Raw genomic sequence first — 20542 nt, forward strand, 5'->3', positions numbered from 1 at the left:
GGCTTGACGGATCAGAAAAGCCCCTCCTCGACAATGACGTAATCCCCTGGCTTGAGAAATACGTTCTGACTCAGATCCTTGCCTTTCAGGAGATCCTTGACACTCACACGAATTTTCTCGCCGGTATTGCGCAAGACCGTAATGTTGCTGCGGTTGGCGTATTCATTGAATCCGCCGGATTCGAGAATGGCGTCAAGAACCTTCATTTCGGATCGATAGACGATGAACATCGGTTGGGCTACCGCCCCGACCACATAGACCTTGTTCAGCTCATTGTTGGGGATGAACAGGATATCTTCAGCCTGCAACTGGATATCCTGGGAAAAATCACCTTCCCAGAAGAGTTTGTAGAAATTGGCCTTCACCTTCTGCCCCTGGCGCAGCAGATAGGCATGGCGAAGATCGGCGTTTTCGAGGGTGCCGAAGCGGCAGAGGAATTTGAACAAACTGGTGCGGCCCGCCAGGTTGACGACCTCGGCGGGAACCCCTCCACCAGAAACATAGATTCGGTTATTGGTAATCTGGGACACCGTCAGGGTTACGATCGGTTCTTTCACCAGACGCCGGATGGACTTGCGCAGGTTTTCAGCCAACGCTGCCGGCGTCAAGCCGGATGCTTCGATATCGCCGGCGGCCGGGATGGTGATCTTGCCGTCAGGCCGGACCGTCACCTGCACGCTGAGGTCGGGCACGCCCCAAACAGAGACCTGCAGCACATCGCCATCCCCGATAACATAATCCCCAGCCAAGGCCAGTGAGGGCGGCATCAGGGTCAGTGTTACAAACAGTACGCCAAGACAGAGTGAATTTTTCATCCCGGTTACCTTCCTCCGCGGCCGAAAAGCACGACTTTAACGGTTTCAAGAATGATCACCAGATCAAGCAGCAGTGAATAATTTTTGATGTAAAACAGGTCGTAGCGCAGCTTTTCCAGCGCATCCTCTTCGGAGGCACCGTATGGATATTTCACCTGGGCCCAGCCGGTGACTCCCGGCTTGACGGTATGACGCGTGGCATAGTAGGGGACACGTTCATTGAGCTTGTTCACGAACTCGGGACGCTCGGGGCGAGGACCGACAAAGCTCATGTCCCCGCGCAGCACGTTGAACAGCTGGGGAACCTCATCCAGACGGCTTTTGCGTAAGAAGCGCCCCACACGGGTGATGCGGGGATCGTCTTCAGTCGCCCAGACGGCACCGGAGTTTTTTTCCGCGTCTTGCCTCATCGTGCGAAATTTATACAGATGAAAGGTTTTCTCGCCGACTCCGACTCTCAATTGCTTGAAGAGGACAGGTCCGGGCGAATCCAGCTTGATCATCACGGCGATGATCGGCGCAAAGGGCAGAAACAGAATGATTCCCATCAGGGAAAGGATTACATCAAGTATCCGTTTCATGCCCCGCATAAACTGGGTGAGCTTGAAACCGCCGGAAAAAATAAACCAGCTTGGATTGATGTTTTCGACCATGAGTTTGCCGGTGACATCTTCATAAAAGGTTACGGCATCGACGATCTCAATTCCTTTGAGTTTGCAGCGCAGAATTTCGCGCACCGGGAAAACCCCACGCCGTTCGGACAGAGAAATGACGATTTTATTGACTTTGCGATTTTCGGCGGCGGCCAGCAGGGTGTCGACAGAAGCAATGAGGGGATCCCGAGAGTCTGGATCATAATCGCGACCGGGGGACACAAATCCTTCAAAGACATAACCGGTATTGGACATGGAGATGAGCATCTCCATCTGCTGGGCCAGGGGACCGACGCCGAAGACGAGAACCTTCTTGGAGATCCCCGGCACCCTGAGCAATAAAGGATAACGATTGTGCCAGAGGAATTGAACGATACCGAAAAGGATCAATGAAAGAATCAGGACGTCCGTGCGGATGGCAATGGAGGGTTGAAGGTAATATGTTGCAGAAAGAACGACGAAGGCCAATACCAGAGAGGCCAGAACGCGGCCAAGGGTTTCGCTCAGGCCGAAACGCTTCTCACGACTGTACATTTCTGAAAAGTACGTGGTAAAAAGCAGCACAAGGGCAAACACCAGAACTTTCAGAATGTCTCCCAGGTAGTTGTCCTCCAAAAGAGACAGAGTACCGGAGCGCACCATGAAACCAAAATGATGCGCCATGAGCGCAATCAGCAAATCGCCGCCTACCAGGATCATCAGTGTTTTTCCCATCGTCCTAACTCCATCAGCCAGATAGTCGTTTCAGCAGTTCATCGGTCTTGGTGGCTTCGGGGAAGGGCCCGAATTCTTTCGCCTTCTTAAGCATGGCCATCGCCTGATCAGTCCTGCCCGCCGCGCTGTAAGCCAGCCCCAGGTGATAACAGACCGTCGGATTGTCCGGCAGCAGGACGGCGGCTTTTTCAAGGGACTGAATTGCTTCCTCGAAACGGTTGTTTTTGATGAGGACGTAACCGAGGGTATCGAGAATGCCTGGATCCTCCGGGGCGTTACGAAAGGCTTTTAGAGCCAGTTCAAGGGCTTCAGCCTTATCGGCGTAATTATCGGCATAGAGGTAGGCGAGATTATTCAAGGCCGGGGTGTAGTTGGGCTCTTCGCGCAAAACCTGTCGATAATGGTCAAGAGCCACTCCCTTGTTTCCCTGCCGATCCGCCAGGGCGCCTAGAGCAAAACGGGCCGGGAAGAAATGGGGCGTTTTATCGAGAATGCCCTGGTAGGTCTTCATGGCCTGGCCGTAGTCCTGCTTCTTTTCAAAGATCTGAGCGATTCGGATTTGCACCTGGGGAGCGATACCTAAATCAACTGGCATTCGCTGCAATGCCCGCAGAGCCTCTTCATAGAGAAGGTCATGTTCATAAACAGCAGCCAGGAGCAGATACCCGTAAGAGGATTTGGGCTGGGTACGGATCACTTTTTCAGCCAGGCGGGTGGCTTCCTCCTTCTTGCCATAATGCATCAGAACCTGAACCAGAATGGGGTATCCTCGGCCCGGGGCCAGTTCTTCGATCCGCGACAACAGCTCCAGTGCTTCATCCACGCGGCCGGACTTAAGCAGCAGACGGCTTTTGAGCTCTAGAAGGCCCGAATGATCGGTAAACTCTTGATGAGCCTGATCAAGGACGGCCAAGGCCTCCGACTGAGCGCCTCTTTTAACCTGGTAATTCGCCAGTCCGACGGCCCCTTCGACCGTTCCCGTGTCTCTGGCCCGGCGGTACGACGCGAGGGCGCCCACCTCATCCCCTTGCAATTCCATAATCATGCCGCTGGCCAAATGAGCGTTCACCTGTTTTGGTTCCAGCGAGAGAACAGCGTTCAGTTCGGCCAAAGCCAGATCGTATTTTTCCTGTGAGAGATAGAGATTCGCCAGGTTGAAATACGGGGTGAAATAAAGAGGAGAAGCCTCCTTGGCGGCTTTAAGCCTGGCGATAGCTTCGGGAATCTTTTTCTGGGCCAGCAGTATCCCGGCCTGGTAATTGTAGATCAGGGCGTCCTGCACGGATCCCTTCACGCCCTCTTCCAGAACCTCCATGGCCTTCAGATAGTTCTGCTGCCGAATATAGTGGTTGGCAAGAACCAGCCGGGTATCAAGAACGTCGGGGGCGATCCGAACAGCCTTGACCATGTCTTCCTCAGCCTGCTCTACATCCCCCCTGGAAAGATTGAATAACCCTTTTTTCAGATGCACATCGGCGAGTTTTGGATCCAGAGTGATGGCTCGGTTGAATTCGGCCATGGCTTTGTCGTACTGCCCCAGAGCCATATGGGCGCTGCCGAGGATGTTCCAGGCCAAACCATTTTCCGGATATTTGGCCAGCGCAATCTGAACCTGGCTGATGGCATCTTCCAGGCGCTTCTGTTTCAGCAGGGTCATCGCCACCATACAGCGGGCCTGCACCGATTCGGGATTAAAGTCCAGAACCTTGTGGAACTGGTTCAGGGCCAGTTCGTACTGTTCCATCTGGAGAAAAGAAAGGCCGAGAAAATAATAGGCGAGAGGGTCATTGCCCTTTTTGAGAGACAGCTGCAATTCGCGGGAAGCCTGCTCGCTCTGCCCCTGCAGATAGCTGGCCATTCCTTTGAGTAACAGCCCCTTATCGCTGGCAGGAAAGCGTTCGATCAGGCGGGCCGCCCCTTCTTCCCCCTCCGTAAAACGTCCGGCATCCAGGTCATAGAGGCCTATTTTGAACAGCGCATCTGCGTCTTCCGGGTCGATGACACTCCAAGCCCGATAAAGCTCACGGCTACGCTCGGGATTGCCACGGTCCGCTTCCAGGTCGGCCAGCATGTAAAAGGCAGCGCGAGCACGAACGTTCCGGTCGACCAGCAAGGAAAGGAGATCGCGCGCCTGATCGTCTTTCTGCTGCCTGATGAGAACCTGAGCCAGGAGTAATTTAGCACTGACGTTTTTATCGTCCAGGGCTACCGCTTCACGTAAAGCTTTTTCAGCCTCATTCCATTCCTTTTTCTGATAGCGGGCCTGTCCTATGATCTCCAGGGTATCAGAATCCGCTTCGGCACCCTGCAGATGCAACTCCATCAACCGGAGGGCTTCATCAGGATGATTGGTTCGGATCTGCCACTGGGCCAGTTTGAGTTGAAGCCCTGGGAAAGCAGGGTTTTGCAGACGAACTTTTTCTAACTCGTTGAACGCGCGGTCGTATTTTCCCGTTTCCAGGTAGGCATTGGCCAACTGAAATCGGGCTTCAAAATAATTGGGGTCCTTCTCCAGGGCATTTTTAAACAGAACGACGGCGCCACGGTAGTTGCCCTGCGCACACAGGTTCATACCTTCCTGATAGAGGCTTTCTTTGGTTTGTCGGTTACAGGCTCCCAGAAGGCAGGACAAAACCATCAGGCCTATCAAAGCTTTTTTCAAACCGTCCTCCTAATTGCCTGCTTCCTGACAAGGCATCATGCGGGAAATTGTGTCTCTGAAATTTCCGAAATCGAGGGGCTTGGTGAGGCAGATGACCTGTTGGAGGCCTTTGATGCGTGCCAGCAAATCTGAACTGATATAGTCGGAGAGGATGATGGTCTTCATCCTCTTGTAGTTCGGCAACTCCGACAGGATTTCAGATCCATAGGGATAACTCAGGATGACCAGGCCGTGTTGATCCGGGTTGCAGCGTTGCTTGAAGTCCCGGCATTGCGGAAGATAATCCGTGGCATATCCATACATTTCGAGCAAGGCGCAACAAACCCGTCCAAAACCTTCTTCATCGACGATCATAATTTTTTTGTCGTCCACAGAAGCCCCCATCAGCAAGGTTCCAGCTGAGTCATGGTGTACCATCCTTCGCAAACAAGCGGCAGGTTCGCTTTTTTTACTTCAGCAAGCACTGTGCCGGTCTGTAAACAGCCAATTTTATGTGGTTTTTTTGCCGGATCACCAAATAGAGACGTCGGGTGTGCCCTAAGGGAACAAGGAGTATCCAACTTCTGTATCGAATCGAAACAACGAGGCCAAGCACCTGTTTTTGCGTAATTCAAGTGTTTCGAATGGATACAGTAGGGGGATCAAAAGAGAGGAAAGAGAGAAGAAGATAGGAACAAAGGGGAAAACCGTTCCGGGCCGTATGAGGGTCAGCTGAGAATCCGGTAATCGTGCAGACGCTTGTACAGGGCTTTTCGGGAAAGACCTAACATTTTTGCGGCCTTGGACTTGTTACCGCCGCAGGCATCCAAAGCATCAACGATAGCCTGCGCCTCCATCTCCTTGATTGTTTTACTGGGTTCTTCTTTTTCCGACGAGGGGTGGAGGGTAAAGAGATCATTGGGTAATTCCCGCACGGTGATTTCCCGCCCGCGGGCCAGAACGACCGCACGCTCGACGACGTTTCGCAGTTGACGGATGTTTCCAGGCCAGGTGTAATCCTGAAACACCTCGAGAACACGCGCGGAAAGAGTCAGCAGCTTATTCTCCCGCCGGCAGAACTCTTTGACGAATTCGGCAGACAGGAGAGGTATGTCCGACCTTCGCTGTCGAAGGGATGGAACTTTCAGCTGAACGACATTGATACGATAAAAGAGATCCTCGCGAAACTGTCCTTTTTTAACTTCGGATTCAAGGTCGCGGTTGGTAGAGGAAATGAGCCGGAAATCGACGGCTACTTTTTTGCTGCTGCCGAGAATGTCAACTTCCTTTTCCTGCAGAACGCGCAGAAGTTTGGCCTGCATGGAAAGATCGAGCTCGCCTATCTCGTCAAGGAACAGGGTCCCGCCGGAAGCCTGCTCGACACGGCCGATGTGGCGGTTGGAGGCCCCGGTAAAGGCCCCTTTTTCATGGCCGAAGAGTTCGGATTCTATCAGGTCTTTGGGAATGGCTGCACAGTTGACAGCCACAAAGGGTTTTGCCCCCCTCTTCCCCTCAAAATGCAAGGCCCGGGCTACCAGCTCTTTACCTGTCCCGGTTTCGCCGGTGATCAGCACGCTGCTCTCTGAATCCTTGATTGATTCGATGGTTTCAAAAATCCGCCGAATTTCGGGGTGCCGCCCGATAATCCGGTATCGCCGATTTTCTTCTCCAAGTTTTTCCCGTAGCAGCTGAAGTTCACGCTTTAGCCGGCGCTGGTCCACGGCGCGGGACAGAATACCTTTGAGGTCCGCGTAATTGGGAGGCTTGACGAAATAATAGAAGGCCCCTTTGGTCATGGCGCTGACCGCGGACTCCACGTCACCGTAGGCTGTGAGAAAAATGACGGGGATATCAGGATAGTGTTCACTGATATGGTCGTGAAGTTCGATGCCGTCCTCCTCGGGCATCCGGACATCGCTGATCACCACATCGACATCCAGTGAACGTAATACGGTTTTGGCATCCCTGGCACACTCGGCCTCCGCCACCTGATATCCGGCCTCGCTGAGAATGGCGGAAAGAACCCTGCGGGCATTGGCCTCGTCGTCAACCACCAGAACATGTCCACAGAATTCTTGGCTCATTGAATCAGTCACTCACCGATTTCCAGGGGGAACCCCATTTTGACGGAGGTCCCCTTGGGCGAAAGACGCTGAATATCAAGAAAACCGCCATGGCACTGCATGGCTTCCAGGGTCAGAAAAAGACCAAATCCCTTGCCTGACTTGCTGGCGGTGGAATTTTGTGGACGCGAAAGGGAGTGGATGATTTTCTCCGGCATGCCGGGCCCATCATCAATAACTTCAATCACCGCAAACTCGCCGTCGCTTCTCTTCTCGCGTCGACTCTCTACGGTGATACTCCCCCCCTGATGTTTGAGAACGGCAATGGCGTTATTGACGACATTGAGAATAGCGTGTTCCACCTGAAAAGGATTCAACCGCAGGGCGCCAACCTCCCCGTAACGAAATGACAAGGTCACCGGCATGGACGCGGTCTGCAGAGAGGTAAAGGTCTCAATTTTTTTAAGGATGCGATTGAGTTCAATCTGGCGTTTTTCAAGATCATCGAAGGTGGTGCTAAGGAAACTGCTGATGAACTTTTCCAGCCGCAGAATTTCCTCTTCCATAATTTCAGTAAATTCGACCAGATTTTTTTCCTCCCCATACTTGTCCTTGAGATAGACCACCGCGCCTTTGATGGCATTCAATGGATTGCGAACGCCGTGAGACAGTGTTGAGGCCGTCTTTCCCAGGTCGATCAAGTGCTCACATTCAGTGCTCTTGAAAAAATAGGGACATTCGTGTTCAAGGTGAAGGGCAATCGACACGCCTGTAAGTTCGCCCGCGTCATCCAGGACGGGGGTAAGCGTGGCATCTAGGGGAAAAGATATATGGGGACAGCTGAATGGATAATTTTTGAGGGTAAGGGATTTTCGAGTAGCCAAAACCCTGGCTACGGCATCCTCCCCCTCCACAAAAAGCCGCGGGAGATGGTGGAAATACAGCGGGCCAGGTTCGGGAATCGCCTGTTCAGAGGACGCGCCCTGTTTATTCTGACAGGTAACAATACGGAGGTCCGGGCCGACCAGATATTGGTAGCTAGGCATAGTCGCTTCCGCAAAAAATGTGTCGAAATTCCTTACCCGAAAAGCATGTCCAAGTGAAGAATCAATGCGGACTCATTTTATCATTAAAACAGTAAGCTTCAAGCCGAACGATCCTCTCAGACACGCCACCAGGGGGCAGACTTTGTCGATATTTTTTACACACAGAATCCCCTGATTATTTTTCTATTTAATTTCAATTATTTACAAACTGGCAAACAACTTGCTTAGGTCTTCGCTAAGCATAATGTGCCCCTTTTTTATTTTTGTGGCAAATGTCATTTGAAAACAGTCAGGAGGAAACATGAAAAAACACCTGCTCATCATGATGCTCGTTGTTCTCTTTCCCGCCGGCGCTCTCGCGCTGAGTTTCAGCAATCAGATTTTGACCGCAAATGGAGTTGACTACTACGATACAGGAGCCGAAACTGTTGTCTTGACCGACACAGACGGCACAGCAGACAGTTCGACAGCATTTTTGCGCATAGAAGATGCGGGCTGGGCTTCGAGTAACGTTTTCGGCATCTACGAATACCAGGTGAACGCCGAGGGAGTAATCAGTGTCCTGGATAGACTTATTGTTTTTTCCGGCGCCGACAGCCCAACGACGGCTACCGTCCTGACCTTCGACCTGGGGGCCGGAACAGTTACAAACACGACCTCGGGAGACATGGCTTACATCGACGGAACTTTTGGTCTTTTTCTTACCGCCAACAGCATCACCTATTACTCCCAGTCACTGCTCAACTCTGACGGTGCGGACCACTTTCTTATCTTCGACACCTCCCCCGGTGCTGGTGATCTCTTTGGAGCTACGTTGTACGCTGCCATGGAAGATACCTGGAACAATGGCGATGCCGACTACAACGACATGATCGTCGGCATGACGGATGTCGCACCGGCTCCCGTTCCCGAACCAGGCACCCTCTTGCTTCTGGGACTTGGCCTTGTCGGACTGGGAATCTATCGCAGAGCAAGAAGCTAAAGGATACAGCTCAAAATCAAAACGTAAAAAAGGGCAGTGCGATSATCGCACTGCCCTTTTTTACGCTAAAAATCATTTTCAGGTCGCCCCGACAATGCTCTCCAGCGCGGCTACGATCTGAGGGTCATATTTCAGACCGGCCTGTTCCCTTATCTCGGCCAGCGCCTCGGCATCCGATAAGGCCTTACGATAGGCCCTGTTTTCCGTCAGCGCGCAGAAAGTATCGGCGACGGCAAGAACCCTCGAGAGAAAGGGAATATGGCGGCCTTTCATCCGGTCCGGATAGCCGTTGCCATCGAAGTGCTCGTGATGATGCAGGATAATCTTCCGAACATCGGGGTCGGGCTCTATTTCTTCAATAAGATTAATGGCGGTGAAGGGGTGTCCTTTGACTGTCGTTTTCTCCAGGGACGAAAAGGGTACGCTCTTTTCTAGAACATCCCTGTCGATCAAGGCGAGGCCAAGGTCAAATACCCGGGCGACATAAAGGGCCAAGGTGCAGTCTTCCTCGCTGGCCGATAGAGCTCCCATGAGGCGCTGCACCAGCTGTGGCAACCGGCTGCCCTTTTTGGTGTAGTGGCGTTCGGCCTGCAGCAGGGCATCCAGAGAAGCCATGATACGCAACAGATCTTCTTCGGTCGCGTTATCCGCATTCAGTCTACCGATTAACCGGGAAATTCGCGCAGCCAAAAGAGAAGCAACTTTCAGATCCGATTCTTCAAAACTCTGACCGGACTTCTTGTTGCTTAAATTAAGCACGCCAAGCACCAGATCATTCGCCTTCAAGGGGACGGATAGAAGCGATTTGGAGCTGTATTGATTATCGATATTCTTCCTATTAAAACGCGGATCCGATTCAATGTCCCGGACCAGCAAGGGTTGTCCTTCGCTGGCGACCCAACCGGCAATCTGCTCCCCCAGTTTAATCCGCGTCTTTTTGATAATGTCATCGTTGAGACCAATGGCGCTGGAAATAACCAAGTCTCCGGTCAACTCATCGTTGAGCATCAATGATCCGGTGTTGACGCCCAGAAGTTCGGCCGCAAACTCCAGGGCCATATCCAGGCTGTTGGCAATGGTTGCCGAAGCCTTCTGGGAGGATCCTCGGGGGATCTCAAGAACCAGCTCAAAGGTGTTATCAACATTGTCTCCCCGCATGCGCCAGCCGTGGATTTCAGCTGCTTTCAAGGCAAGATATAATTTGGTGTATTCTTCAGCCTTCTCGGCAAAGTAAAAATTCTTGGCGTGGAAAAAATTACGGACGACATAATCGGGAAGAGGATTGCTCGTCTGGATAACCAGCTGCACGGCATCGTTTTCATGAGCGGAGATGCGAATCGTGCTGCCTACCTTCAGATGGGAGATGATTCCCTCAAAGAGGTTGATGAACATCTGACTGACAAGAATCTTGTCCCCTACAATCTCTGAAATGGTCTGATCCAAAACCAGCTCAAACTTCAGGCTCCGCTTGCCGAAGACTGCCTGCAGCATGCGGGAGTTGAAGGTTTCCCGGATAATATCCTGCAGGTTGATAACCGATTTTTTAAGCACCCTGCTTTCATCCTGAAGCCGCAGAAAATCCAGCTGCTTTTCAACAAAAGAGATCAGCTTGGAGGTTTCGTGATTAATAATTTCGTAGAATTCGCTTCTTTGCGCATCTTCGAGATGTGGCGCGCTTTTCAGCAGGTAGACAGCCCCATTAATGGAGTTCAGTGGGGTGCGCAGTTCGTGGGACATGCGGGTAAGAAATTCAGTACGGGAAACATCAGCATCAATCAGCTTGCGGTTGACTTCTTCCAGTTCCGTCGCCTTGTTTTTGTACTGATTGACGAGGAAGGCATTTTTCAGGGCAATAGAAGCGTGACCGGCCAGAATTTTAACTAGAGCAAATTCGGTCTCGCTGAAAGGAGTCCCATCCCTTTTATCATTAATATTAAGAACCCCGAGGACGCCCCCTTTGCCCATGACGGGACAGGAGATAAAGGAACGTGTCCGATAGCGATCCCGCGGTATCCCCGTAAATCGTGAATCATCGGCAATATCAGCCACCAGGACAGGCTCTCCCTGTTGCGCGACAAAACCAGCAATCCCCTCGCCGAATTTGACCCGGTATTTCCGCGCCAGAGTTTCATCGATTCCACGGGAGCAGAGGATATAGAGTTCCTGATGGCTGTTGGCCATCATCAGGGAGCTTTTCTCGGCCTGCAGGTAATCCATGGCCAGATCGAGAATAAGGTGACCTATGGTATTAATGTTGTCTGTGACCAGAATAGCACTGGATATTTCCTTAAGAATCGACAGCTTTTTGTCACACATGGAATTATCGTCCACGCAGGAGAAATCCTCTCTGGCTAATCCAGGTACGTAAGGTATGTCTTCTGGCAATGTTTGCATCGAGAGTTTCTCTTTCCATGGGTGAAAGGATAGAAACACCTTTGCTCAAACAAAGCAAAATACATACCATGGCCTAACCTGCCGATGTATCACTTTTTTGGAAACGGTCTGGCCCAACTGTTAAATATTTCGACGCCATTGCCGTGCATCCATACGGCCATTACGGCTTCAGCGATAATCCCCTACGGCATACTGCACCAGGGCAGCACCTAAAATGGCGGCCGTCTCGGTACGTAGAATCCGCGGCCCTATGGAAACAGGCAGAAAACCGAGATCCCGGACCTCGGCCACCTCTTCCGGCGAGAACCCGCCTTCGGGTCCGACGAGGAGCGAAACGCTTGCCGGTCGACTCTCTCGCAGGATTTCCTGGAGGCTCCAGGGCGCCTCCCCTTCATAGAGCAGCAGCTTGAGTTCGGTCTGCCGCGCGTAATAGGTCGCCTGGTCCCAGGACAGGACAGAAAAGAGTTCGGGCAGGCGGGCCCGCCGGCACTGTTTGGCGGCGCGCACGATAACCTCGGGCCAGCGATGGGATTTTTTCTGACCGGCATCCCTCTCAGGCAGGGTGATGGAGCGAGCACTGGTATAGGGGACAATACGGGAAACACCGATTTCGGTCAGTTTCTGCAGAACGAGTTCGAATCGTTCCTTTTCAGGCAAGGCCTGATAGACCTCGATATCGACTGGGCTCTCCATGGCGCGGGGCATTGGCTGAAAAGGCACAACGGTGGCCTTTTCTCCCTCAATAGAAACAAGACGGGCCCGGTAAAAGGTCTGCTGGGGGTCAACGACGGTGATGATTTCCCCCGGTCGCGCCTGCCAGGCCTCAAGGGCCGTCACGACAGAGCCACCCAGAGGCAGAGGTTGCTCGAGAGCAGGCACCTCATCAAGATAAAACAGGCTGTCCGAACCACCGCCGTTAACGCATTCGTGGTGCAAAACCGGCCTCCCTGAACAGGCGAAAACGCTCTCGCGAGGCTTCGCGCAGCTGGTCATCGTACACTTCGGCAAAATCGATCACATGTTCGAACTGTCGGACAAAATCCGTGCTGCAGGGTTTTCCCATGATGAGCACGCGGGCGCCGTTGGGGTTGCGTTCGCACTGCCCGATCACCACCGGTTCGTCCAGGCAATCCACGGCGCCATTGTCATAGGCATGAGGGATGAATGAGCCCTTTTTCCAGGTCCACATGAAGCGATCGAGCGTGACCCCCTGGTTCTCATCGTTCACAGTGATCAGAACCCTGTAGCCTCGGTCGAAAAAAGCTTCGGCCAGTTCACAGAGATGTTTGGCTTTTTCTGGTTTTCTGAGCTGGACAAACTCGACTGTGGGCATGGCGCCACCCTCCTGCTGCCAAACGCACAAAGCCGGGATAAACCCGGCCTGGCATTAAAAAATCACATAATGCGACGAAATACCCGTGTTCAACGGTGAGCCTCCACGAAGGCCGCACCGGCGTCAATAGCCTGAACATTCATGGGAATAAAACGATGATTGCGCTCGGGCAACACGGATTTCAGGGCTTCCTTCAGGCTATCCAGCGAAACAATCCCCGTTTTCTGGGCATAAGCGCCGATCATCACCATGTTGACCAGGCGCTGATCGCCGACGTCGACGGCCATCTCACTGGCGGGAATGCGTATGATATCGAGATCGTCGCGCGACTCCCCCTCTTCTTCGACCAGGGAGGAGTTGATCAGACAGAAGCCGCCCGGGGCGACTTTGTGAAAATATTTTTCCATAGCCAAGGGATTGAAGACCAGCAGCGACGCGGGGTGACCGATCACCGGGGAGCCAACCTCGTGGTCGGAAACCACCACGGTGCAGGTCGCCGCACCGCCGCGTTTCTCCACGCCGTAGGCGGGAAAAAAACTGACATTTTTCTCTTCAATCATGCCGGCATAAGCGAGCAGATTGCCGACCAGAAGAATTCCCTGGCCCCCGAAGCCGGCCATAAACACATCGTATGTCATAGATACACCTGAAGTTTAAGCACCTGTCCGCCAGATGCGGGCAGAACAAATTAACGGTCTGATTCCTTAAAGACACCCAGAGGGAAATAGGGAATCATTTCGGAGCCCACCCTCTCGTTGGCTTTCAGGGCGTTCATCCCCCAGTTGGTGGGGCAGGCGGAAAGCACTTCGACAAAGGAGAACCCACGATTCTCCACCTGGTAGCCGAAAGCTTTCTTGATGGCCCGGCCCGCTTCCAGAATATTCTTGGGCGAGTTGACCGACACCCGCACCGAATAGGCCGTTCCTTCCAGATTGGCCAGCAGTTCGGCCATGCGGATCGGGTAGCCGTCGCTGCCGACATCGCGCCCGTAAGGGGAGGTCACAGTCTTCTGGCCGGGCAGGGTCGTGGGGGCCATCTGGCCGCCGGTCATGCCGTAGGTCGTGTTGTTGACGAAGATGACCGTCATGCCTTCACCGCGGTTGGCCGCGTGGATGATCTCGCTGGTGCCGATGGCAGCCAGGTCGCCGTCCCCCTGGTAGGTAAAGACGATCTTGTCCTTGTAAACCCGCTTGACACCGGTCGCCACGGCCGGAGCCCGCCCGTGGGGCGCTTCAACCACGTCGATATCGAAATAACCGTACAAAAAGACGCTGCAGCCGACGGACGCCACCCCGATAGTGCGGTTCTGCACATCAAAATGATCCATGGCTTCGGCCACCAGGCGATGGATGGTGCCGTGGTGACAACCCGGACAAAAATGGGTCTGCACATCCTTGAGCGAAACAGGGCGATCAAAAACCTTTTTTAGTGCGGTGGTCATTATTTTTCCTCGTAGTTTTTGCGAATCTGCTCAAGCAGTTCTTCCGGCGTCGGCAGCGATCCCGCCCCGGGAGGACGGCCGTAGAAGAAGACATCGGCATCGCGAGCCACGGACAGCCGCACATCTTCGACCATCTGCCCGGCATTGAGCTCGACGCAGAGCACGCGCTTGGTCGTGGCGGTCGCCTGCAGGAAGGCCTTTTCAGGGAAGGGAAACAGGGTGATGGGCCGCAGCAGGCCGACCTTGAGCCCTTCGGCCCGAGCCATGCGGATAGCCGTCTTGGCAATACGGGCGGCGGAACCGAAGGCGGTGACCAACAGCTGGGCGTCCTCCCAACCGGTGCCTTCGTAACGGACCTCATTCTGCTTGAGCAGATCGTAACGCTTGTGCAGGCGCCAGTTGTGAGCTTCGAGTTCGCCATCGCCGAGATAAAGCGACTTGACGATGTTCTGTTTGCCGCGCTCGCCCTTGCCGGCCACGGCCCAGTCCTTGGCGGGCAGGTCGGCAGGCTGGTAACGGTGAGGGATCAGCGCTTCTTTCATCTGCCCGATCACCGAGTCCCCCAGAAGCATGGCCGGAATGCGATAGCGGTCGGACAGGTCGAAAGCCAGCATGCTCAGGTCGTACATCTCCTGCACCGAATCAGGCGCCAGGACGAGGATGTGGTAGCCGCCGTGCCCTCCCCCCTTGACCGCCTGGAAATAGTCGGCCTGCGAGGCGTCGATGCCGCCAAGACCGGGGCCGGAGCGGCAGATATTCACGATAAGGCCGGGAAGCTCGCTGCCCGCCATGTAGGAGATCCCTTCCTGTTTGAGGGAAATCCCCGGGCTCGACGACGAGGTCATGGCGCGGACGCCGCAGGCACTGGCCCCCAAAAGCATATTGATGGAAGCCACTTCACTTTCCGCCTGAATGAACTCACCGCCGAGCTTCGGCAGCTCGCGGGACATGTATTCGGGAATGTCGCTCTGCGGCGTGATGGGATAGCCGAAATAATAGCGGCAACCTGCTTCCAGCGCCCCCATGGCGACGGCCTCGTTTCCTTTGACAAAAAGCCGGTTAGACAAAATCCGTTCCTCCAGAATCGGCTGGTCCCCGGACAGGGTCTGTCAGGGTCGGCAAGCCGTATGAATAAATCGTTCTAAGCTTTGGTGGTGGTACCATCCGTTTTTACCTGCCGGTAAATCGTGATGGCCACATCGGGACACATCTGGGCGCACAGAGTGCAGGAAGTGCAGGCCTCCAGGGCCTCGGGCGTCATGACGGCGGGCTGGAAACCCATCTTGTTCAACTTGTCGCTCAGGGTAATAAGTCCCTTGGCGCAGGCGATGGTGCAGAGGCCGCAGCCTTTGCAGCGCGATTCATCTATAACGACTTTGGGCACGATACCAATCCTTCTTTCGTATACTTTTATGAAAGGGGCGAACTTACCAAAAGCTCTCTTCCCCCGTCAATCAAAAAGTCACCGGAAAATGCCAGACCTTTAAACCATAAGTACCTGCTACAACAACCATTTACAGACAGGCGCCGGCAGGATTAATCCCCGGCAGACGGCCTGGATTCAGAACTTTTTACCGCGGACGAGATGATCCATAAGCTGGTGTCCCTGGCGAACAACGAGGCCGCTGGCCTTGGCAGCCTTCTCGCCATAGCCCTCAGCCTGCCCGGAAGGCGAAAATTCCCCTTGGGACGAATAGAGGATAAAAGGCACGGCGTCAGAGGTGTGGGTCATCCGGGCCACAGGCGTGGGATGATCAGGGAGCACGAGGACGCGGAAATCGCCAAGTGCCGGCAACCCGTCGAGGACGCGCCCGACCACCTCGCGGTCAAAGTTCTCGATGGCCTGAAGCTTGTCCTTGAGGCTGCCGGCGTGGGCGGCCTCGTCGGGAGCCTCCACATGCAGATAGACGAAGTCGCGGGTCTTGAGCGCCTCCAGAGCGTATTCGGCCTTCCCTCGGTAATTGGTGTCAAGATAGCCAGTAGCGCCGGGCACATTGATAATGTCCAGACCGGCATAGATGCCGATCCCCTTGATGAGGTCCACCGCCGAGATAACAGCGCCACTGATGCCGTATTTTTCGCCCATGGTCGGCAGGGAGGGCGCTCGGCCATGCCCCCAAAGCCAGATGGAGTTGGCCGCTTCCTGGCCGTTGAGGCCACGCTGACGGTTGACCGGATGGTTTTTGAGCAGCAGCTGGGACGAGGTCATCAGGTAGATGAGTTTGTCGGCCCCCTCCCCTTCGGGCAGATAGTTCTCGATGCTCTGGCCGCTGATATCGTGGGGCGGGGTAAATTTCAGCTTATCTTTACCGCCGCGCCACACCATGAGGTGCCGGTAGGAAACGCCCGGATAAAACTGGAACTCCTCATCGCCCAGTTCTTCCTGCAGGGAACGGATCAGTTCAGTGGCCTCCGGCGTCGTGATATGGCCGGCGGAGAAATCGCCCATGTAGATGCGGCCGGCATGAGGAGTCAAGGTAACCAGGTTGCAACGGAAGGCGACATCCTGCGGCCCCAACTCCACCCCCATACTGGCGGCTTCCAGGGGTGAACGGCCGCTGTAGCAGCGGGACGGGTCGTAGCCGAAGACGGACAGATTGGCGACATCGCTGCCGGGGTGAAATCCCGGGGGAATCGTCTCGGCCAGACCGAGCTGGCCAGCCTTGGCCAGGGCGTCCATCCGGGGGGTCTGGGCATGTTCCAGCGGGGTTTTGCCGCCAAGTTCTTCCAGGGGCTCGTCGGCCATACCGTCGCCAAGCAATACGACGTACTTCATAAACTCCTCTCAATCATATGCACTGAATAGATAGGGAAAAGCTCCACAGCAAGGCTCATCCCCGGGGATGGAACTGCTCGTGGATCTTCTTGATACGCTCCCGGGTGACATGGGTATAGATCTGGGTGGTTGAAATATCGGCGTGACCGAGCATGGTCTGCACCGAACGCAGATCCGCGCCATTTTCCAGCAGATGGGTGGCGAAAGAGTGCCTGAGCGTGTGAGGCATGATATTTTTAGTAATTCCTGCCTCCAGCGCACGGCGCTTTATAATCTTCCAGAAGCCCTGGCGTGTCAACCCCTTCCCGAACCGGTTGAGGAAAACAAAGGGGCTTTTTTCCTCCTTGTCCAGAAAGGGGCGCCCTAGACTGAGATAGCGGCGCAGTTCGGCGATGGCGGTCTCGCCCAGGGGGACAATACGCTGTTTGCTGCGCTTGCCGAGGGTCATCAGGTACCCCACCTGCAGGTGGAGATCGCCCAGTGTCAAGCCGACCAGCTCGGATACCCGCAGACCGGTAGCATAGAGGATTTCCAGCATGGCCCGGTCGCGCAGAGCCAACGGTTCATCACCGGCAGGTGCCGCCAGCAGTCGCTCGACTTCACGGGGGCTGAGGGTGTGGGGGAGTGACTGCAGGCTGCGGGGCGCCTCCACTTGGGAGGTCGGATTGAGGCTCGAGATGCCTTCGGACAGCAGGAATTTATGGAACATGCGCACCGAAACCAGACTGCGGGCGCGACTGCGGGCGGAAAGGCCCCCCTCTTTGAGGCGGGCCAGAAACCGCAGGACCATGGGCGGTGTCACGCTGTCCGCCGTGCGAACGCCTTCTTTTTCGAGAAAATCGACATAACGAACGAGGTCGCGGCCATAGGCCTCCAGCGTATTGGCGGCCAGACCGCGTTCTACCGACAGGTAACTGAGAAAAAGATCGACGTTCTGTTCCATGGGTTCACTGCCTGTCTGTTGCCAGGCGCCTCATTGCGGCGTCGTTTCTGACGGATTCTCGCCGTCCAGGCTCAGGAGAAGTTTCTGACGTATTTCGGCCACTTTGTCTTCCTGCAAAATTTTCTGACTGAAGATATCCTGCACGTAAAAGGTGTCTCCCGCCTGATCGACCTTGGTGGAGATCTTGGCGACGCCGATGTACAACCCCAGTTCTTTCAGCGTCTTGGTAATGTCATAAAGCAGACCGACCTTGTCGTGGGTATAGATGTCGATGACCGTGTACTCCTGTGACGCCCGGTTGTCGATTTCCACCCGGGTCGGAATACGGGGACGGGCTTTTTCCGTCAGGAAGCTGGGGCGCTGCATCTTTTTCACCAGGGTATCGACCTTGACTCGCCCTTCGAGCACCGCGGCCAGGTCCTCCTCGACATGCCGCCACTTGGCTTCATCGGCGATGATGGTGCCGGCCGAACTCCGCACCTGCAGAATGTCGAGGACGATGCCGTTGCTGCGCGTGTTGATCTGGGCGCCGAGGATGTTGATGTTATTGGCGGCCATAACCCCGGTAATCTTGGAAAAAAGGCCGGGAACGTCGAGGGTGGCGATGGTCACCTGGCTGTATTCCTGCTCGGGAACGTGCTCCACCTGCAAGGCCAGCGCCTTATTTTGACGGCTGAAGGAGAGACGCAGATGCGCCGCGATCTCCGCGGAGCGGTAAGACAGCAGATAGCGGGTGCTCATGGTTTTCAGCGCATCCCTTATAGCCTTGGGATCGTAATCGTCCTGGAGCAGGGCGAGCACTTTGCGCTTGCGGTTGCGCACCTTTTCCGAGCGTTTTTCCAACTGAAAATCGCCCCTTTCCAGAACCATATAGGCTTTTTCGTACAATTCCTGCAGCAGAAACCCTTTCCATTCGGACCAGACATCCGGTCCGACCGCCTTGATATCGGCAAAGGTCAACAGGTAGAGCATGCGCAGGTTTTCACTCATTCCCATACTGCGGGCAAAATCGAGGATGAGACGGTCGTCATGCAGGTCGCGCCGCTGCGAGATATGGGCCATCTTCAAGTGATTGCGCACCAGAAATTCAAGACGGCGGCTGTCCTCACGGTTCAGCCCAAGGCGCCGGGCAATGGTGGGAATCATATCGGCGCCCTTGTTGCAATGATCCTTACCCTCCCCTTTGCCGATATCGTGAAAGAGCACGGCCAAAAGCAATAGCTCGCGTTTTTCGATGTCGTTGGCCACCTGGGTGAGAACCGGCTTCTTCTCGCGGTACACCCCCTGCCAGACTTTGGTCACCTCTTCAACGGCAAAGAGCGTATGAATATCGACGGTATAGATGTGGTAGGCATCGTGCTGAACCTTGCAGTAGATGCGACCGAACTCGGGAATAAAGCGGTTGAGAAACTGCAGGTGGTGCATATCCCGCAGCGTTTCCGCCACCCCCTTGGGACTGCGGAGAATCTCCAGAAACATCTCATTGATGGCCCGAGTACGCCGCACCTTGTCGTTAAGCCGCCGGAGGTTGTCGCGAATCAGCCCTTTGACGGAGATGTTGAGCGGAACCCCGTGCCGCTGCGACAGCAGAAAGGCCTTCATCATGGCGGCTGGATCCCGTTCGAAAAGAGCTTCGTCGCTCAGCCGCAATTCGCCACGGAGGATATAAAAGCCGTCATCGACCACGCGCCGGGTCAGATAGCCAAGAATCCGCGAACCGGGATCATCCTGCTGCGTCGCCTTGGCGATAAGGGAGGAGGCGATGTGCTCAATTCGGGTGGCCTGAGAATAATAGTCCTGCATGAACTGCTCGACGGCCAGGCCGTGCCGGCTGTCGCGGTAGCCAAAGAACTGGGCGAGCATTTCCTGCTTGTCGAACTGCATCTGTTCGTTTTTACGGCTGGAGAGGTAATGCAGGTGATTACGCAGGCGCCAGAGATAGTCGAGAGCGGCTTCGAATTCTTCCCCTTCCCGCTCGGTCAGAACGCCTTTGATGATGAGTTCCCGCAGATTGCGGGCCTTGAATTTGACGCGGGTTATCCATAAAGCGGCGTGGAGATCCCGCAGGCCCCCCTCCCCCTCCTTGATATTCGGTTCCAACAAATAGACGGAAGATCCGTACTTTTTGAGACGGCGGGCGTTCTCGTCCAGCTTCTGCCGGATAAAATCCCCCGTATTGCTGCTGAGGACGACGGCAAGGACCTTTCGCATATAGTCCTGGTAGAGATCCTCATCCCCGACAAGGTAGCGAGAGTCCAGCAGGGCTGTGCGAGCGGTGATATCCTTGTCGGCCATCTGCAGGCAGTCGGCGTCGGTCCGCACGCTGTAGCCGACGTCCAGGCCGAGATCCCAGAGCAGATAGAGCATTCTTTCAGAAATCTTTTCGGCAAAATCCTTGTCCTTGCCGCTGTAAAAGAACATCAGGTCGATATCCGAGCGCGGGTTGAGTTCACCCCGGCCATAGCCGCCCAGGGCTACCAGGACGCAGGCCCCGAAGAGGTTCTCGGGCACATCCGCTGAAACACTGCGATAAAGATTGCGGATGAGGGTGTCGATCATGGAAGTCAGACTGCCGACCACCGACGCCCCGGAAGCTCCCGCATCGTGCTTGGCTCGAATTCTGGCCTGATGATGATCGAGGTACCGACGCGACGCCTCCAGCAGAAGGCTCCGCCTCTTTTCATAGGGAATGGACGGGTCGGTCAGCATTTCAGGCGTAAAGAAGTGATCGATTTTCACGT

17 protein-coding genes are annotated in these 20542 nt (G+C 54.7%); 1 reads left to right on the forward strand and 16 read right to left on the reverse strand.

The window, feature by feature from the left end; all coding sequences use genetic code 11:
* Positions 1–11: 11 nt before the first annotated feature.
* From MJO47_RS13690 to MJO47_RS13715, 6 genes are all read right to left on the reverse strand, one after another.
* On the reverse strand, positions 12–815 hold the full coding sequence (locus MJO47_RS13690) for a polysaccharide biosynthesis/export family protein (RefSeq protein ID WP_253961673.1): 804 nt from the start codon (positions 813–815) through the stop codon (positions 12–14).
* Positions 816–820: 5 nt separating this feature from the next.
* Entirely contained in the window at positions 821–2182 is a 1362-nt protein-coding gene (locus tag MJO47_RS13695; RefSeq protein ID WP_253961674.1) for a TIGR03013 family XrtA/PEP-CTERM system glycosyltransferase, read from the reverse strand.
* A 13-nt stretch (positions 2183–2195) separates the two neighbouring features.
* Positions 2196–4844, reverse strand: coding sequence for an XrtA/PEP-CTERM system TPR-repeat protein PrsT (gene prsT / locus MJO47_RS13700; RefSeq protein WP_253961675.1), 2649 nt, complete (start codon positions 4842–4844; stop codon positions 2196–2198).
* Positions 4845–4853: 9 nt separating this feature from the next.
* Positions 4854–5216, reverse strand: coding sequence for a DNA-binding response regulator (locus tag MJO47_RS13705; protein WP_253961676.1), 363 nt, complete (start codon positions 5214–5216; stop codon positions 4854–4856).
* Positions 5217–5551: 335 nt separating this feature from the next.
* Complete coding sequence (locus MJO47_RS13710) at positions 5552–6907, reverse strand: sigma-54 dependent transcriptional regulator (protein WP_253961677.1); 1356 nt, start codon at positions 6905–6907, stop codon at positions 5552–5554.
* A gap of 8 nt (positions 6908–6915) precedes the next feature.
* Positions 6916–7587: an ATP-binding protein gene (locus MJO47_RS13715; protein ID WP_253961678.1), complete on the reverse strand. Its 672-nt coding sequence runs from the start codon at positions 7585–7587 to the stop codon at positions 6916–6918.
* A gap of 646 nt (positions 7588–8233) precedes the next feature.
* On the opposite strand from MJO47_RS13715, the gene MJO47_RS13720 reads away from it, so the two are divergent.
* Positions 8234–8914, forward strand: a complete 681-nt coding sequence (locus MJO47_RS13720; RefSeq protein ID WP_253961679.1) for a DUF4114 domain-containing protein — start codon at positions 8234–8236, stop codon at positions 8912–8914.
* Between the two features lie 78 nt (positions 8915–8992).
* Here the strand turns inward: MJO47_RS13720 and MJO47_RS13725 are convergent, their stop codons facing one another.
* The 10 genes from MJO47_RS13725 to glnD form a co-directional block, all read right to left on the reverse strand.
* Positions 8993–11230, reverse strand: coding sequence for a GAF domain-containing protein (locus tag MJO47_RS13725; protein ID WP_253961680.1), 2238 nt, complete (start codon positions 11228–11230; stop codon positions 8993–8995).
* 246 nt (positions 11231–11476) lie between these two features.
* Positions 11477–12244, reverse strand: coding sequence for a 16S rRNA (uracil(1498)-N(3))-methyltransferase (locus MJO47_RS13730; protein WP_253961681.1), 768 nt, complete (start codon positions 12242–12244; stop codon positions 11477–11479).
* Positions 12225–12641: a DNA polymerase III subunit chi gene (locus MJO47_RS13735; RefSeq protein WP_253961682.1), complete on the reverse strand. Its 417-nt coding sequence runs from the start codon at positions 12639–12641 to the stop codon at positions 12225–12227. The genes MJO47_RS13730 and MJO47_RS13735 overlap by 20 nt, the downstream gene beginning before the upstream one ends.
* A gap of 89 nt (positions 12642–12730) precedes the next feature.
* A complete protein-coding gene (locus tag MJO47_RS13740; RefSeq protein ID WP_253961683.1) occupies positions 12731–13279 on the reverse strand; it encodes a 2-oxoacid:acceptor oxidoreductase family protein in 549 nt (182 codons plus the stop codon).
* Between the two features lie 50 nt (positions 13280–13329).
* Positions 13330–14082, reverse strand: a complete 753-nt coding sequence (locus MJO47_RS13745; RefSeq protein ID WP_253961684.1) for a thiamine pyrophosphate-dependent enzyme — start codon at positions 14080–14082, stop codon at positions 13330–13332.
* Positions 14082–15149, reverse strand: coding sequence for a 3-methyl-2-oxobutanoate dehydrogenase subunit VorB (locus MJO47_RS13750; RefSeq protein ID WP_253961685.1), 1068 nt, complete (start codon positions 15147–15149; stop codon positions 14082–14084). The genes MJO47_RS13745 and MJO47_RS13750 overlap by 1 nt, the downstream gene beginning before the upstream one ends.
* Positions 15150–15223: 74 nt before the next feature.
* A complete protein-coding gene (locus MJO47_RS13755; RefSeq protein WP_253961686.1) occupies positions 15224–15466 on the reverse strand; it encodes a 4Fe-4S dicluster domain-containing protein in 243 nt (80 codons plus the stop codon).
* Between the two features lie 177 nt (positions 15467–15643).
* Positions 15644–16858 carry a cofactor-independent phosphoglycerate mutase gene (locus tag MJO47_RS13760; RefSeq protein WP_253961687.1) on the reverse strand — a complete coding sequence of 405 codons (1215 nt, stop codon included), beginning with the start codon at positions 16856–16858 and terminating at the stop codon, positions 15644–15646.
* Between the two features lie 55 nt (positions 16859–16913).
* Positions 16914–17801, reverse strand: coding sequence for a site-specific tyrosine recombinase XerD (gene xerD / locus MJO47_RS13765; RefSeq protein ID WP_253961688.1), 888 nt, complete (start codon positions 17799–17801; stop codon positions 16914–16916).
* Positions 17802–17831: 30 nt separating this feature from the next.
* A complete protein-coding gene (gene glnD, locus MJO47_RS13770) occupies positions 17832–20540 on the reverse strand; it encodes a [protein-PII] uridylyltransferase (protein WP_371926686.1) in 2709 nt (902 codons plus the stop codon).
* Between the last annotated feature and the right edge of the window lie 2 nt (positions 20541–20542).

It is taken from the genome of Desulfuromonas sp. KJ2020 (genome assembly GCF_024197615.1).
Taxonomy (GTDB): domain Bacteria; phylum Desulfobacterota; class Desulfuromonadia; order Desulfuromonadales; family SZUA-540; genus SZUA-540.

Excerpts from the sequence above, each read along its gene's own strand:
- MJO47_RS13760 (WP_253961687.1), bottom strand. The coding sequence starts at position 16,858 with ATGAAGTACGTCGTATTGCTTGGCGACGGTATGGCCGACGAGCCCCTG.
- MJO47_RS13725 (WP_253961680.1), bottom strand. The coding sequence starts at position 11,230 with ATGTGTGACAAAAAGCTGTCGATTCTTAAGGAAATATCCAGTGCTATT.
- MJO47_RS13695 (WP_253961674.1), bottom strand. The coding sequence starts at position 2,182 with ATGGGAAAAACACTGATGATCCTGGTAGGCGGCGATTTGCTGATTGCG.
- MJO47_RS13690 (WP_253961673.1), bottom strand. The coding sequence starts at position 815 with ATGAAAAATTCACTCTGTCTTGGCGTACTGTTTGTAACACTGACCCTG.
- MJO47_RS13720 (WP_253961679.1), top strand. The coding sequence starts at position 8,234 with ATGAAAAAACACCTGCTCATCATGATGCTCGTTGTTCTCTTTCCCGCC.
- MJO47_RS13735 (WP_253961682.1), bottom strand. The coding sequence starts at position 12,641 with ATGCCCACAGTCGAGTTTGTCCAGCTCAGAAAACCAGAAAAAGCCAAA.
- MJO47_RS13740 (WP_253961683.1), bottom strand. The coding sequence starts at position 13,279 with ATGACATACGATGTGTTTATGGCCGGCTTCGGGGGCCAGGGAATTCTT.
- xerD (WP_253961688.1), bottom strand. The coding sequence starts at position 17,801 with ATGGAACAGAACGTCGATCTTTTTCTCAGTTACCTGTCGGTAGAACGC.
- MJO47_RS13745 (WP_253961684.1), bottom strand. The coding sequence starts at position 14,082 with ATGACCACCGCACTAAAAAAGGTTTTTGATCGCCCTGTTTCGCTCAAG.
- MJO47_RS13710 (WP_253961677.1), bottom strand. The coding sequence starts at position 6,907 with ATGAGCCAAGAATTCTGTGGACATGTTCTGGTGGTTGACGACGAGGCC.